A 15,152-nucleotide genomic window follows, 5' to 3' on the forward strand; every position below is an offset into this window, starting at 1 on the left:
AGAAATGCAATTGATTTTGCTTTGCAATTGCCAAGTACAGGAAATGTGAGATGAAAAGCCTATCTTGGCTTATGTGTCGGTGATCGAGTGGAAAGGGGGAGTGTGCAGCACCAAAGCCTTCTGAGCTCGTGCCAATAAAACCATTAGCCCTCACAAATAACTTAAGCTGTATATCGCCTTGAGGCTTTATCCTCGCTATACTCCCAATCTGATTTTGAAACTGGGGCGACCGATTTGCCCCTCTTATTTATACAAGAGCACAGGATATGCAAGAGTACATCGCGTTTTTCCAAGAGAATATGATTCTGTCTGTGGTATGGGTTGGCCTTCTGGTTGCACTTATCATGAATATCGTTAAAACATCGACTGCAGCGTACAAAGAGATCACTGCGGGCGATACGACGCACAAGATCAACCGTGAGAACGGTGTGGTTGTTGATATCCGCTCAAAAGACGAGTTCAAAAAAGGTCACATTACTGAAGCAGTTCACATTTTGCCGTCTGATATCAAGGCAGGTAACTTCGGTAGCCTTGAAAATCGTAAAGCTGACCCAATTATTGTGGTATGCAAAACAGGTCAAACTGCTCAAGAGAGCGCTAACCTACTAGCGAAAGCTGGCTTTGAACAAGTGTTTGTTCTGAAAAATGGTCTAGTCTCTTGGAGCGAAGCAAACCTGCCACTAGTACGTGGTAAGAAGTAAGCGCTGAGTAATAAATCGGCGTTTGACTGAGAGAGATGTGAATTGTGGCACGATTTTGCGTGTTCAAATAGAGCGAAACGCATCTCTCCGTTAGTCTCAAGCAGAATTTGAAATTTAAGGAATAAAGGATTCGAACATGGCTGAAGCAGCACCGCAACAAGAAGCGCAAAACTTTGTAATTCAACGCATCTTCCTAAAAGATGTTTCTTTTGAAGCGCCAAACTCTCCTGAAATGTTCCAAAAAGATTGGAACCCAGAAGTGAAGCTAGATCTAGACACGCAAAGCCGTGAGCTAGGTGCTGGCGTTTACGAAGTGGTTCTTCGCCTTACTACTACAGTGAAAAACGCTGAAGAGACTGCATTCCTATGTGAAGTTCAGCAAGGTGGTATTTTCACTGCTGAGAATATGGAAGCGGGTCAACTAGCACACTGCCTAGGTGCTTTCTGTCCAAACATCCTATTCCCATACGCGCGTGAAACTATTTCTAGCCTAGTGATGAAGGGTACTTTCCCTCAACTTAACCTTGCACCTGTAAACTTTGATGCGCTGTTCATGAACTACCTACAACAGCAAGCTCAACAAGGCGAAGGTCAAGCTGAAGCTTAATTAACGTTTTTTGTTAATTGGTAAGATTGCAATTAAAATGCACAAGGCATAGCGTAAACAGCGTGCGTTGTGCATTTTTTGTTTTAAGCGCAGTGGTTATACTCAAACTTGGCTTTGTGGCTAAAGCGGTTTTGGTATAACTACTCAATATGTATTGAACAGGCGGACGAATGACAAATTCAAACATCAATAATGCCTACGGAAAAGAGATCGCAATGACGGTTTTAGGCGCTGGCTCTTACGGCACCTCTCTTGCTATTTCTCTGGCTCGTAATGGCGCCAATGTGGTGATTTGGGGGCATGAGCCTGAGCACATGGCGAAGCTTGAAGCGGAGCGTGCTAACCATGAGTTTTTACCAGGCGTTGATTTTCCTGAGTCGTTGATCGTTGAGTCAGACTTAGAAAAGGCAGTTCAAGCAAGCCGTGACTTGCTGGTGGTTGTACCAAGCCATGTATTTGGCATTGTGTTAGGTAATGTGAAGCCTTACTTGCACGATAACTCACGTATCTGTTGGGCGACCAAAGGCTTAGAGCCTGAGACGGGTCGCCTACTTAAAGAAGTGGCACACGATATTCTTGGTGAGAGCTATTCACTGGCTGTGTTATCGGGTCCTACGTTTGCTAAAGAGCTGGCGATGGGGATGCCAACCGCAATCTCGGTCGCATCACCAGATGCGCAGTTTGTGGCTGATCTACAAGAGAAAATCCACTGTAGCAAAACCTTCCGCGTGTATGCCAACAGTGACTTTACCGGCATGCAGCTAGGTGGTGCGGTGAAGAACGTGATTGCCATCGGTGCGGGTATGTCGGATGGTATTGGTTTTGGTGCCAACGCGCGTACTGCATTGATTACTCGTGGTCTAGCGGAAATGTGCCGTCTTGGCGCGGCATTGGGTGCGCATAAAGAGACCTTTATGGGCATGGCTGGCTTGGGTGATCTTGTACTAACCTGTACTGATAACCAATCACGTAACCGTCGTTTTGGCTTGGCACTTGGTCAAGGCAAAGATGTGGATACCGCTCAGCAAGAGATTGGTCAGGTGGTGGAAGGTTACCGTAATACTAAAGAAGTGTGGATGCTGGCACAGCGTATGGGCGTCGAGATGCCAATCGTTGATCAGATCTACCAAGTGCTTTACCAAAACAAAGACGCGCGAGAAGCGGCTAAAGACTTACTCGCTCGCGATAAAAAAGCAGAAGCTTAATCTATCCCAGCAAACCTATAATTAAGGGGATAGGCAAAACAAGGAAGTTCGTCGTTTAGAAAGGTTCAATCAATATGAAGCATTGTGAAAAAAAACAGATATGGCAGACGATTATTCAGGAAGCGCGTGAGCAGTCTGAACAAGAGCCAATGCTTGCTAGTTTCTATCATGCCACCATCATCAAGCACGATAGCTTGTGTGCGGCACTGAGCTACATTCTTGCCAACAAGCTAAACACCGCGTCAATGCCAGCAATGGCAGTACGTGAGGTGGTGGAAGAGGCGTTTGCTGCAGACCCAAGTATTACTGAAGCGGCAGCTTGTGATATCTGCGCGACGGTCAATCGTGACCCTGCGGTTTCAATGTATTCAATCCCGCTGCTCTACCTAAAAGGTTACCATGCGCTGCAAGGCTACCGTGTCGCTAACTGGCTGTGGAAACAAGGTCGAGTCGCGCTTGCGACCTACCTGCAAAACCAAATTTCGGTGGCGTGTCAGGTCGATATTCACCCGGCAGCGCGCATTGGTCGCGGTATCATGCTCGACCACGCAACGGGTATTGTGATTGGTGAGACGGCAGTAGTCGAAAACGACGTATCGATCCTGCAAGACGTAACGCTAGGTGGTACGGGTAAAGAGTGTGGCGATCGTCACCCGAAAATCCGTGAAGGCGTAATGATCGGTGCTGGTGCGAAGATCTTAGGCAATATCGAAGTTGGCGAAGGGGCGAAGATTGCTTCTTGTTCGGTGGTATTGCATGAGGTTCCGCCTCATACCACGGTAGCAGGGGTTCCGGCGAAAATTGTCGGTCGTCCACAGTCCGATAAACCATCGTTAGATATGGATCAGCAGTTTAATGGCAAGTCGCAGCAGTTTGTCCATGGCGATGGGATTTAATACCAATCAGGATAAGCGTTAATCCGTAAGGTATAAAAAAGATTGGCAGTGCCAACCTTTTTGTTTATCTGTCTGTCAGTGTTTTGCTACTGAGTGTTAGAACTTATGCTAATGATTCTAGTTCTGCTAACACTTCGTCAGCCCACTCAATCCACGTTTGACGTAGTAGTAGGTTGCGGCGCAGAGTTAGGCGCTCTAGACGTTGCTGCTTGTCTAGGCTTGCTGTGTTTGAGTAGTACGCAGTTTCAATTTCTTTGTAGTGCTCAACCAGTTTACGAGACTCTTCAACTAGACCTGCAAGTTGCTCTTTAAACGCAGCTGAAGGCTGTACTGAACATGCCATCAATTTTGCAGAGAACTCGTCACGTACTGTTGGGTGTGCTGTCGGTTGGTCAAACCATTCACCTAGCGCAACACGGCCTGCGTCAGTGATTGAGTAAACCTTGCGGTCTGGTTTGCCTTCTTGTGGCTCGAGTACGCACGTTACAAGCTGGTTTTGCGCCATCTTGTTCAGTTCACGGTAAACTTGTTGGTGGCTTGCTTTCCAGAAGTAACCGATAGTGTTAGAAAATTCTTTGGTGATGTCGTATCCAGTAGCGTCGCGAGTGCTAAGAACTGTGAGAATTACGTGTGGTAATGACATGTCTTTAATCCAAATGGTCAATAAAACTCAAATCAACCGCCAACATCTAGATGTGCTTCTATAGGCACTTGTGTTATGTCGATGGAGGCAGTACCAACAAAGTTGGTCATGTCACCTTAATAAAGCCGTTATTCACCTAGTACGGTTGCTATAACCGTAACTGCGAACTGTATTATTTATGTGTTTCGCAGGGGAGCGATAGTATATCTAAATAATAAGCATAAAGTAGAATAGATGGGGCAAAGTTCAGAAAAAACTGACAAAACACTCAATAAATAATTATTGCAGTATTTTATACTGAAAGTGTGGTTTTTTATGTCTTATAAATGAAATTAAATGTTAGCAGTTAACAGTTAAATGCGACCCATATCACTAGTGTTTTATGCTGTTTGGTAGCAAAAAGGTCGCTATGAAAGCGACCTTTATATTGCGGTAGTATGGCGGTTGCTAAGGATTAGCCGGTATGGTTAGCCGGTATTACGCATACCCGCAGCGATACCTGCAATCGTCACCATTAGAGCTTCTTCTAGCTCTGGCGATGGATCGTCGACTTGGCGAGTGCGGTAGAGTAACTCAGCTTGCAGCATGTTGAGTGGCTCAACGTAGATGTTGCGTAGGCGGATAGACTCTTGACCCCAAGGATCGCTTTGCATCAGGTTCTCGTTGTTCTCTACTTTAAGCACCGTTTTGATGTCTTTCTGTAGCTGTTCACGGAGGCGATCACCCAGTGGAAGCAGCTCAGGATCAGCCAGACGCTCATCGTAGTAACGCGAGATGCCAATGCTACATTTCGAATACACCATCTCAAGCATACCAAGGCGAGTTGAGAAGAATGGCCATTCGCGACACATCTCTTCTAGTAGTTCTTGGTGACCTTGGTCAATCGAGTACTGAATCGCTTCACCCGCACCTAACCACGCAGGTAGCACTAGGCGGTTTTGGCTCCATGAGAAGATCCACGGGATTGCACGTAGACTTTCCACGCCACCGTTCGGATTACGTTTTGATGGGCGTGAGCCTAATGGCAATTTACCTAACTCCAGCTCAGGTGTTGCTTGACGGAAGTAAGGTACGAAATCCGGTTCACCACGAACTACGCCACGGTATGCTTCACAGCTAACTTCAGACAGCACGTTCATCAGATCGCGCCACTCTTGTTTTGGCTCTGGTGGTGGCAATAGGTTCGCTTCCAGAATCGCACTGGCGTACATGTTGAAGCTGTTTACTGCTACTTCAGGTAGCCCAAGCTTAAAGCGGATCATTTCGCCTTGTTCAGTTACGCGCAAGCCTCCTTTCAAGCTCTTTGGTGGCTGAGAGAGTAGTGCTGCGTGTGCTGGCGCACCACCGCGACCAATCGTGCCGCCACGACCGTGGAATAGTGTCAGCTCGATGCCTTCTTCGTCGGCAACTTTAACCAGGGCATCCATCGCATGGTATTGCGCCCAACCTGCCGCCATCACGCCGGCATCTTTGGCTGAGTCAGAGTAACCAATCATCACCATTTGCTGGTTTTGGATAAAGCCACGGTAGAGATCGATGCTCATTAGTTGCTTGATCACTGACTCGGCGTTATTGAGGTCGTCGAGGGTTTCAAACAGTGGACACACGTCCATACGGTAAGGACAACCAGCTTCTTGCAGCAATAGGTGCACCGCTAATACATCAGAAGCAGTACGCGCCATTGAGATCACGTACGCACCAAAGGCATCACGTGGTTGCGCAGCGATAATACGACAAGTATCCAGCACTTCTTGAACTGGCTCTGACGGTTGCCAATCACGCGGAAGAAGCGGGCGCTTCGAGCTTAGCTCTTGAGTTAAGAACGCAATCTTGTCCTGCTCGCTCCATTGGTCATAGTCACCAATACCGAGGTAGCGAGTAAGCTCTGAAATTACATCGGAGTGGCGGGTGCTTTCTTGGCGAATATCCAAACGCACTAGGTGTACGCCAAACGCTTTTACGCGGCGCAGAGTATCAAGCAGTGAGCCGTCAGCAATCACGCCCATACCGCATTCGTGTAGCGACTTGTAGCAGGCGAGTAGTGGCTGCCATAGCTGCTCAGCATTTTGCAGTGGTGCTTTGATTGCCAGTTTTTGACCATGGATCTTAGCGTCTAAGATCTCTTTGGTGTCATTTAGCAGCGCGCGCAGCGATTTAAGGATCGCACGGTAAGGTTCATGCTCATCATCACCAGCGAGAGCGCGTACTTCATCGTTGCAGCGGGTCATCGACAGTTCGCTAACCAACTCGTTGATGTCACCTAAATATAGGTCCGCAGCTTTCCAGCGAGACAGTAGCAGCACTTCGCGTGTGATGGTGTGTGTCACAAATGGGTTACCATCGCGGTCACCACCCATCCAAGATGAGAAGTGTACTGGTGCTGCATCAATTGGCAGCTCTTCACCTAGGTAAGCTTCAAGTTTTTCATCAAGCTCACGGAGAAAGTCTGGTACCGCTTCCCAAAGTGAGTTTTCAACGACAGCAAAGCCCCATTTCGCTTCATCAAGTGGCGTTGGGCGTTGCTGGCGAATGGTATCCGAATGCCAGCTTTGGGCGATAAGTTGCTCTAGGCGGCGCTCAGTTTTTTGGCGCTCTTTGACCGAGAGATCGCTCAGTTCAAGCTTGGACAAACACTCGTTAATTTTCACCAGTTTATTGATCATGGTGCGACGAGTGATTTCAGTAGGGTGAGCAGTCAGTACCAGTTCGATATTCAGATCGCGAACCGCTTGTGCAGTATCAAGTTTGCTAATGCCATTTTGGCTGAGTTTAGAAAACAGAGTGTTGATAGCGTCAGGTTCGCAGACATGCGCATCGCAATGACGTGAAATCGTATGGTATTGCTCTGCCATGTTGGTCAGATTTAGAAACTGGTTAAAGGCGTGAGCAACAGGAGTGAGTTGTTCGTTCGGTAAGCTTTTGATCTCTTCGATGAGATTTTCGCGATCGGCTGGGTTGCCAGAGCGTGCTGATTTAGAAAGCTTACGTATGGTTTCTACTTTCTCAAGAATCACGTCTCCATGTGCATCCTTGATAGTATTGCCGAGCAAGTGACCCAACATGCTCACATTACTACGTAGAGCAGAGTATTTCTCGTTCATTATCATCCTGCCTTGTAAAAAAATTACATCCATTGTTCCTTGTCGATAGACAATCTAGCTAAAAATATCGCCAACAGTCAAATAGTGCCAGCTTATTTTGCACAAATAATGTCATTTCGTTCACTTCGAACAATTGCGCTTATTTTGCCTAAATTACTGAAAATTTATTACAGAAAAGCGCTATTTTGAGCGATCAATCACTATAAACTGTATTGAGCTCCGCCCCCATTAGGCTTTAGTCGTGCATCTCTATTAACGGCTATCAAAAAGCAGCAGAGTCGTTCTCTGCTGCTTCAAGCGCTTTAATCAAAGCAATAGGTGTAGATCGATTTCGACAGTATATTGATGGTTGGGTCGATGAACTCAAACGCTAAAAACTCGTCCGGCTGGTGGGCTTGTTCAATCGATCCGGGACCTAAGACCAAGGTTGGGCATAGCTGGCTTAAAAATGGCGCTTCGGTGCAGTAGTTGACCGTTTCCGATGGCGTCTGACAGATATTTTCCATGCCACCGACAAATGGATGGTCGTGGTTACACTCAAAGCCTGGCACGGGATCATGCAGTGGGGTGATTTCAATTCTTCCCGGCCATTTGGCTTGCACTTCTTGCAAAGCACCCAGCAGCATATTGCTTAGACCATCTAAGCTGATCCCCGGAAGAGGACGCACATCGTAATGCAACTCACAACAACCACAGATACGGTTAGCACTGTCACCACCATGAATATGCCCGAGGTTCAGCGTAGGGCTTGGAATCGCAAAGCCCGGATGGTGATACTCTTTGATCAGCTTGTCTCGTAGTTGCATCAGTGCAAAAAGCACTTCATGCATGATCTCTATAGCGTTTACACCAAGCGCAGGGTCGGAAGAGTGACCTGATTTACCGGTCACGCGCACCGCATTGGCGACGTGCCCTTTGTGAGCACGGATCGGCACTAAGCTCGTAGGCTCTCCAATAATGCAGTAATCCGGTTTGATCTGCGTGTTATCAGTAAAGTGACGCGCGCCCAGCATCGAGGTTTCTTCGTCACAAGTGGCGAGAATATAGAGCGGTTTGGTTTGCTTGCTCCAATCAATCTTCTTTACTGCTTCATAGATAAAAGCAAAGAAGCCTTTCATATCGGCAGTGCCTAAACCATAGAAGCGGTTATTGGTTTCGGTAATCGCATGCGGCTCGAAGTTCCAACGCCCCTCATCAAACGGCACGGTATCACTGTGACCAGCAAGTAGTAGCCCGCCTTCGCCATGACCTTTCTTGGCTAATAGATTGTATTTACCGGGTGCAGCTTGAATGACATCCACGTCAAAGCCGACATCTTTCAGCCAAGTGGCAAGTTTCTCAATAACCTGCTGGTTACCCTCATCCCAACTTGGGTCAGAAGAGCTGATAGAGGAAGTAGAAATTAGGCCGCGGTAGACCTCAATAAAGCTCGGTAGTTGCATATTATCTTCGTTTCCCTGTTGACAGACGCTAACTAAGAAGGTAAAACACATATTAAATCATTTTTAATGAATAAAAAATCATTAAAAAACACTTTAAATAGTTTTTTAGTCACATTGAGTGACGCTGAATAACGATACGGATGTCTTAAAATGCTAAAAACGACCATCATTGGTGCCACTGGCTATACCGGAGCAGAACTTGCACTGATGGTGCACAAACACCCAGAGCTTACGCTATCAGGTTTATACGTTTCCGCCAACAGCGCAGATGCAGGTACGCCAATCTCTGCTTTGCACGGTAAGTTAGCCGGTTTGGTTGATGACCAAGTTCAACCGCTGGTAGATGTTGAAGCGGTAGCGAAAAATGCAGACGTAGTCTTTCTCGCTACTGCGCATGAAGTGAGCCATGATTTAGCGCCAACGCTGTTAGCGCATGGTTGCCAAGTGTTTGACTTGTCGGGTGCCTTCCGAGTTAAAAAGGGCGGCTTCTACCCAGAGTTTTATGGTTTTGAGCATCAACACGAACAATGGCTAGATAACGCCGCTTACGGTCTTGCTGAGTGGGCGAGCGAAGAAATCAAACAAAGCCAACTGGTGGCGGTGCCGGGTTGTTACCCAACTGCTTCACAATTGGCAATCAAACCTTTGCTGCAAGCGGGCTTAATCGATACCAATCAGTGGCCAGTGATTAACGCAACTAGCGGTGCGTCGGGCGCGGGTCGTAAGGCAACACTAACCAACAGTTTGTGTGAAGTGAGCTTGCAACCTTACGGCGTGTTTGCTCATCGTCATCAGCCAGAAATCGCCACTCATTTAGGTTGTGATGTGATTTTTACCCCGCACTTAGCGGACTTCAAACGTGGCATTCTTGCCACTATCACCATGAAACTTTCTGCGGGTGTAAACCCAGAGCAAGTCGCACAAGTATTTGCTAATGCGTACCAAGACAAACCTTTGGTGCGCCTAGTCGATGGCATGCCAAAGCTGCAAAACGTTCAGTTCACCCCGTTCTGCGATATCGGTTGGAAAGTACAAGGCGAGCACATCATTGTATGTGCGGTGATCGACAACTTATTAAAAGGTGCATCGAGTCAAGCGATGCAATGTTTGAACATCCACTACGGATACCCTGAAATCACGGCACTGATTTAACTCATTATATCTAGGTCAGTCTTATCAAGGTCAGTCATACCAAGGAGCAGTTATGACAGAGAGCAAACAAAATCCATTAGTGATCAAACTCGGCGGAGCAGCCCTGTCATGTACCGACACGCTTAGCCAAGTATTTGGCGCCATTGCGAACTACCAAGTTCAGGCGCTGCGACCAATTGTGATTGTGCATGGTGGTGGTTACCTAGTGGATGACCTGATGAAACAGCTACAGTTGCCGACGGTGAAAAAACAGGGTCTACGTGTTACCCCTTACGAGCAAATTGGTTTAATTGCCGGTGCGCTAGCGGGCACTGCCAATAAGCAACTGCAAGGTCAAGCAATCAAAGATGGTTTGAATGCAGTCGGATTTAGCCTAGCGGATGGCGGTTTGTGTCAGGTTGAAGAGCTTGATCCTGAGCTTGGTGCAGTCGGTAAAGCGGCGCCGGGTAACCCAGCGGTGCTGCAAGCGGTATTAGCGACGGGCGCACTGCCAATTATCAGCTCAATTGGTCTAACCGACGATGGTCAAATGATGAATGTTAATGCTGACCAAGCTGCCGTTGCGGTCGCTGGCGCTCTTGATGCAGAGCTGGTTTTGCTCTCAGATGTGAGCGGTGTATTGGACGGCAAAGGTAATTTGATCAAGAGTTTAGATGAGCAAAAAGCCAACCAACTGATTGATGGTCAAGTGATCACTGATGGCATGATTGTTAAGGTTAAAGCGGCGCTGGAAGCGGCAAATGACCTTGGTCGTCCTATTGAAGTGGCTACTTGGCGCTACCCAGAAAAATTAGCCCAGCTTTTCGCGGGTGAGAGTATCGGCACACAATTTCTGCCGCAGTAAATTTTCTAACGCAGACAAAATCTGTATAGAGAGTCATAACAAGGATTAGTACCTAAGCCGTCATACGCTTAGGCTCGGAGAATGAAAATGAGCAAAGTAAACGTAAACAAAGTAGTAGTAGCTTACTCTGGTGGTCTCGATACCTCAGTAATTATCCCGTGGTTAAAAGAGAACTACGATTGTGAAGTCGTGGCGTTTGTGGCTGATGTTGGTCAAGGCTACTACGAGCTTGAAGGCATTGAAGAAAAAGCTATCGCTTCTGGTGCATCAGAGTGTTACGTGGTTGACCTAAAAGAAGAGATGGTCGCTGAGTACATCAACCCTACGCTGAAAACTGGTGCATGTTACGAAGGTAAATACCTACTGGGTACTTCAATGGCGCGTCCAATCATTGCTAAAGCGCAAGTAGAAGTGGCACGTAAAGTTGGCGCTGACGCATTGTGTCACGGTTGTACGGGTAAAGGTAACGACCAAGTACGTTTCGAAGGTGCGTTTGCCGCTCTTGCTCCGGATCTAAAAGTGATTGCGCCATGGCGTGAATGGGACTTGGTGAGCCGTGAAGAGTGTTTGGATTACCTAGAAGCGCGCAATATTCCTTGTTCAGCTTCAATCACCAAAATCTACTCACGTGATGCGAACGCATGGCACCTATCAACCGAAGGTGGTGTTCTAGAAGATACTTGGAATGCGCCAAACGAAGATTGCTGGGCTTGGACGGTTGATCCTGAGCAAGCGCCAAATGAAGCGGAATACGTCACGCTGAAAGTGGCGAAAGGCGAAGTGGTTGAAGTTGATGGTGAAGCAATGAACCCATACAACGCACTGGTTTACCTAAACGATAAAGGTGCTAAGCACGGTGTAGGTCGTATCGATATCGTTGAAAACCGTCTTGTCGGTATGAAGTCTCGTGGCTGTTACGAAACTCCAGGGGGCACCATCATCATGGAAGCACTACGTGCAGTAGAGCAATTGGTATTGGACAAGACGTCGTTCGAATTCCGTGAAGAATTAGGTGTGAAAGCTGCTCAACTTGTATACGATGGTCGTTGGTTTACGCCACTATGTAAGTCAGTGCTTGCGGCAGCAGATGAGCTTGCACAAGATGTGAATGGTGAAGTAGTGATCAAGCTTTACAAAGGTCAAGCAACGGTTACGCAGAAGCGTTCAGACAACAGCTTGTACAGCGAAGAGTTTGCAACCTTTGGTGCTGATGAAGTGTATGACCAAAGCCATGCTGGTGGCTTTATCCGCCTGTACTCGCTATCAAGCAGAATCAGAGCGCTAAACGCAGCAAAGAAAAAGTAATAAATAAACTGGCAGGTTAAAGCTTGCCAGGACCAATAAGCTCAGCGGAGTCTGGGCGATGTGACCGACTTAAAAGGGTTCAGCTTTGGCTGGATCCTTTGATTATCAGGAGAGATGCAATGGCACTATGGGGCGGTAGATTTACCCAAGCAGCAGATACACGTTTTAAAGACTTTAATGATTCGCTTCGTTTTGATTATCGCTTAGCAGTGCAAGACATTGTCGGCTCGGTTGCGTGGTCAAAAGCACTAGTCACAGTCGGCGTGTTGAGCGAGCAAGAGCAGCAGCAACTTGAGCAGGCTTTGAATGAGCTGAAAGTGAGTGTCGAAGAGAATCCCAAGCAGATCTTAGCTTCGGATGCGGAAGACATTCACTCTTGGGTTGAACAGCAACTGATCGCCAAAGTGGGTGATTTGGGTAAAAAACTGCACACGGGGCGTTCGCGTAACGACCAAGTGGCGACCGACCTCAAACTGTGGTGCCGTGAGCAAGGTGAAGTGCTATTAAAAGCGCTTGAAGATCTGCAATTGCAGATGGTCAATGTAGCTAAGGCGCATCAAACCACGGTTCTACCTGGTTATACTCACCTGCAACGTGCGCAGCCGGTGACATTTGCTCACTGGTGTCTTGCTTACGTTGAAATGTTTGAACGTGACCATTCCCGTTTAAAAGATGCAGTCGCGCGTCTGAATACTTGTCCGCTTGGCTCTGGCGCACTAGCAGGTACTGCCTATGCGATGGATCGAGAGCTGATTGCACAAAACCTTGGTTTTGCCCGTGCAACTCGTAACTCGCTAGATTCGGTTTCGGATCGTGACCATGTGATGGAGCTGATGTCGGTTGCGTCGATTTCAATGCTGCACCTATCTCGTCTAGCTGAAGACATGATTTTCTATAACTCAGGTGAAGCCAACTTTATTGAATTAGCCGATACCGTTACATCCGGTTCATCGTTGATGCCGCAAAAGAAAAATCCGGATGCCCTAGAGCTTATCCGTGGTAAAACCGGGCGTGTTTATGGCTCTTTAGCCGGCATGATGATGACAGTCAAAGCACTGCCATTGGCATACAACAAAGATATGCAGGAAGACAAAGAAGGGCTATTTGATGCACTCGATACTTGGTTCGATTGTATTGAAATGGCGGCGCTCTGTTTTGATGGTATCAAAGTTAACGGTGAACGTACGCTAGAAGCGGCGCAGCAAGGTTATGCCAACGCGACCGAGTTGGCTGACTACCTAGTGGCGAAAGGGATTCCTTTCCGTGAAGCGCACCATATCGTCGGCGTTGCCGTGGTCGGCGCAATTGAAAAGGGCAGTGCGCTAGAAGAATTGTCACTAGAAGAGCTCAAAGCTTTCTCGCCAGTGATTGAAGAAGACGTGTACGCGATTCTAACGATTGAATCTTGTTTGGCTAAACGTAATGCCCTAGGCGGCGTTGCGCCAGAGCAAGTGGCGTTTGCTGTTGAGCAAGCCGAAGCGCGTTTAAAGTAGCGATTCATCATTCCTCCCAATGGTCGCTGCAGTGGCTTTGCTCTTTGGTCGCCTACCTGCAGCACCAATTGGTTTGAATAGGTACAGCAACCCTCTATCTAAGATATTGATTTTTAGTGGATAGATAAAAAGATCAAAAAAGATCGATAAAAAATTGAACCATCTGGAAAAGGCTCGGTCTATAACTGTACCACTGCTTTTTCTTAGATGAATCTAAGAGAGCCCTGAAATCTTCTATTGATTTCAGGGCTTTTTTCTTTTCCCCGTCCTATTTGGCGCTACAGCGTCGTTAACCCGCACTCGAAAATCTCATCACATAGTTCACTATGTTCAGGGACTTTTCTCATTTGCTTGCCTAGCTTCCTCTGCCTAATTAAGCCCACAGCGTTGTTGAGTTGCATTCGAAAACCTCATCACATAGTTCACTATGCTCAGAGGCTTTTCTCATTTACTCGCCTAACTGTGAATCTAATTAGTTTGAGGAAGTATTTAGTATCAGTGCAAAGATCTAGAAGCGTTTTTAATCAATTAAAGATTCGCTGCATATGAGGTAAAAATTCAGGAAGAATTTTAAGGTTTTCGGTGTCGGGAACACCTAAAACCGACCGGACAGCGCCCTCGAAACTAAAGCGCCTTTCTGATGACTCTTTGGCGCAGCAAAGAGTTATTGGACCGCAGACGAAAATCTCAATGGGTTCACCAAATGGATATGCGGGACATAAAACACATCGATCTAATCAAAACTCAAATATCACGTCACTGACATCGATACTCCCTATTAAGTGAAATAACCATTAATAGGAAATGACTATCAATAGGATAGTTACAAGCGATTTTCCTTAAACTCACTGTGATGCGAATATACTTTCCGAAAGCAACAACAGCTCAGCTTAAAACATTCAAAGGAAAGTAAATTATGATTAACACTCAAATCAAACCATTCTCAGCTACAGCATACAAAAACGGCGAATTCGTTGAAGTAACAGAGCAAGATGTTCTAGGTAAATGGGCGGTGTTCTTCTTCTACCCAGCAGACTTTACGTTTGTATGTCCAACTGAACTTGGCGACCTTGCTGACCACTACGAAGAGCTACAAAAACGTGGCGTAGAAGTTTACTCAGTATCAACTGACACACACTTCACTCATAAAGCATGGCACGACAGCTCAGACACAATCGGCAAGATTCAGTACTACATGCTTGGCGACCAAACAGGCAACATCACCAACAACTTCGGTGTGATGCGTGAAGGTCAAGGTCTTGCAGACCGTGCAACGTTCCTAATCGACCCACAAGGTACTATCCAAGCAATGGAAATCACTGCTGAAGGTATCGGTCGTGACGCAGAAGACCTACTACGCAAAGTAAAAGCAGCTCAATACGTAGCAGCACACCCAGGCGAAGTTTGTCCTGCTAAATGGAAAGAAGGCGAAGAGACGCTAGCACCATCTCTAGACCTAGTTGGCAAAATCTAAGCCACACAAATTTAGGACCTAGTCAGTTTAATTCTCCTTTTACTGACTAGAACCAAACAGAGAGCACTTCAGGTTAGATACCTTGACGACCATCTGCCTGATTTGCTCTCTACCCCAAGATTTTATCTACAGTAACCACTTTTATTACCTTTCTGAATAAGTAGGTGTCCAGAAATTGCGCAGGGAAAATCGTTCAGAACAAGGCATAGACTTTTGATAGCTAGTCAATCTAACTACAAAATCTATAACGCAGTTATCAACGATTTTAACCAGCAAGAATGAACAAATA

The 15,152-nt window shown here is 46.7% G+C and carries 11 protein-coding genes and 1 pseudogene; 9 read left to right on the forward strand and 3 right to left on the reverse strand.

All coding sequences use genetic code 11. The features are described 5' to 3' along the window. The first annotated feature begins 266 nt into the window (after positions 1–266). The 4 genes from GZN30_RS14095 to cysE all read left to right on the forward strand — a co-directional run bounded on the left by GZN30_RS14095 (position 267) and on the right by cysE (position 3,409). Positions 267–701: a rhodanese-like domain-containing protein gene (locus GZN30_RS14095; RefSeq protein ID WP_075652214.1), complete on the forward strand. Its 435-nt coding sequence runs from the start codon at positions 267–269 to the stop codon at positions 699–701. A 136-nt stretch (positions 702–837) separates the two neighbouring features. After that, on the forward strand, positions 838–1,308 hold the full coding sequence (gene secB / locus GZN30_RS14100) for a protein-export chaperone SecB (protein ID WP_075652215.1): 471 nt from the start codon (positions 838–840) through the stop codon (positions 1,306–1,308). 170 nt (positions 1,309–1,478) lie between these two features. Further along, the gene (gpsA, locus tag GZN30_RS14105) at positions 1,479–2,513 is read left to right on the forward strand and encodes an NAD(P)H-dependent glycerol-3-phosphate dehydrogenase (protein ID WP_075652216.1); all 1,035 of its coding nucleotides are present in this window, start codon (positions 1,479–1,481) and stop codon (positions 2,511–2,513) included. A 74-nt stretch (positions 2,514–2,587) separates the two neighbouring features. After that, positions 2,588–3,409: a serine O-acetyltransferase gene (gene cysE, locus GZN30_RS14110; protein WP_075652217.1), complete on the forward strand. Its 822-nt coding sequence runs from the start codon at positions 2,588–2,590 to the stop codon at positions 3,407–3,409. Positions 3,410–3,512: 103 nt separating this feature from the next. Here cysE and GZN30_RS14115 read toward each other — a convergent pair whose 3' ends face one another. From GZN30_RS14115 to argE, 3 genes are all read right to left on the reverse strand, one after another. Further along, positions 3,513–4,052 (reverse strand): PadR family transcriptional regulator, encoded by a 540-nt coding sequence (locus GZN30_RS14115; RefSeq protein WP_075652218.1) that lies wholly within the window; start codon positions 4,050–4,052, stop codon positions 3,513–3,515. 467 nt (positions 4,053–4,519) lie between these two features. After that, on the reverse strand, positions 4,520–7,153 hold the full coding sequence (gene ppc / locus GZN30_RS14120; RefSeq protein WP_075652219.1) for a phosphoenolpyruvate carboxylase: 2,634 nt from the start codon (positions 7,151–7,153) through the stop codon (positions 4,520–4,522). Positions 7,154–7,455: 302 nt separating this feature from the next. Next, positions 7,456–8,595, reverse strand: a complete 1,140-nt coding sequence (argE, locus tag GZN30_RS14125) for an acetylornithine deacetylase (RefSeq protein ID WP_075652220.1) — start codon at positions 8,593–8,595, stop codon at positions 7,456–7,458. A 150-nt stretch (positions 8,596–8,745) separates the two neighbouring features. Here argE and argC point away from each other — a divergent pair, with 150 nt between their 5' ends. From argC to ahpC, 5 genes and pseudogenes are all read left to right on the forward strand, one after another. Beyond that, positions 8,746–9,747: an N-acetyl-gamma-glutamyl-phosphate reductase gene (gene argC / locus GZN30_RS14130; RefSeq protein WP_075652221.1), complete on the forward strand. Its 1,002-nt coding sequence runs from the start codon at positions 8,746–8,748 to the stop codon at positions 9,745–9,747. 52 nt (positions 9,748–9,799) lie between these two features. Next, the gene (gene argB, locus GZN30_RS14135; protein ID WP_075652222.1) at positions 9,800–10,591 is read left to right on the forward strand and encodes an acetylglutamate kinase; all 792 of its coding nucleotides are present in this window, start codon (positions 9,800–9,802) and stop codon (positions 10,589–10,591) included. Positions 10,592–10,678: 87 nt separating this feature from the next. After that, positions 10,679–11,896, forward strand: a complete 1,218-nt coding sequence (locus tag GZN30_RS14140) for an argininosuccinate synthase (RefSeq protein WP_075652223.1) — start codon at positions 10,679–10,681, stop codon at positions 11,894–11,896. A 119-nt stretch (positions 11,897–12,015) separates the two neighbouring features. Continuing rightward, positions 12,016–13,383 (forward strand): annotated as a pseudogene (gene argH, locus GZN30_RS14145) (argininosuccinate lyase); the annotation flags it as partial. Between the two features lie 922 nt (positions 13,384–14,305). Next, positions 14,306–14,863: an alkyl hydroperoxide reductase subunit C gene (ahpC, locus tag GZN30_RS14150; protein ID WP_075652225.1), complete on the forward strand. Its 558-nt coding sequence runs from the start codon at positions 14,306–14,308 to the stop codon at positions 14,861–14,863. The last annotated feature ends 289 nt before the right edge of the window (positions 14,864–15,152 follow it).

This window comes from Vibrio ponticus (assembly GCF_009938225.1).
GTDB classification, from domain to species: Bacteria; Pseudomonadota; Gammaproteobacteria; order Enterobacterales; family Vibrionaceae; genus Vibrio; species Vibrio ponticus.

What these genes read in the sequence shown, in the direction of transcription:
- GZN30_RS14115 (WP_075652218.1), bottom strand. Translation starts at nt 4,052, where the DNA reads ATGTCATTACCACACGTAATTCTCACAGTTCTTAGCACTCGCGACGCT.
- gpsA (WP_075652216.1), top strand. Translation starts at nt 1,479, where the DNA reads ATGACAAATTCAAACATCAATAATGCCTACGGAAAAGAGATCGCAATG.
- GZN30_RS14095 (WP_075652214.1), top strand. Translation starts at nt 267, where the DNA reads ATGCAAGAGTACATCGCGTTTTTCCAAGAGAATATGATTCTGTCTGTG.
- argB (WP_075652222.1), top strand. Translation starts at nt 9,800, where the DNA reads ATGACAGAGAGCAAACAAAATCCATTAGTGATCAAACTCGGCGGAGCA.
- ahpC (WP_075652225.1), top strand. Translation starts at nt 14,306, where the DNA reads ATGATTAACACTCAAATCAAACCATTCTCAGCTACAGCATACAAAAAC.
- cysE (WP_075652217.1), top strand. Translation starts at nt 2,588, where the DNA reads ATGAAGCATTGTGAAAAAAAACAGATATGGCAGACGATTATTCAGGAA.
- argE (WP_075652220.1), bottom strand. Translation starts at nt 8,595, where the DNA reads ATGCAACTACCGAGCTTTATTGAGGTCTACCGCGGCCTAATTTCTACT.
- GZN30_RS14140 (WP_075652223.1), top strand. Translation starts at nt 10,679, where the DNA reads ATGAGCAAAGTAAACGTAAACAAAGTAGTAGTAGCTTACTCTGGTGGT.
- secB (WP_075652215.1), top strand. Translation starts at nt 838, where the DNA reads ATGGCTGAAGCAGCACCGCAACAAGAAGCGCAAAACTTTGTAATTCAA.
- ppc (WP_075652219.1), bottom strand. Translation starts at nt 7,153, where the DNA reads ATGAACGAGAAATACTCTGCTCTACGTAGTAATGTGAGCATGTTGGGT.
- argC (WP_075652221.1), top strand. Translation starts at nt 8,746, where the DNA reads ATGCTAAAAACGACCATCATTGGTGCCACTGGCTATACCGGAGCAGAA.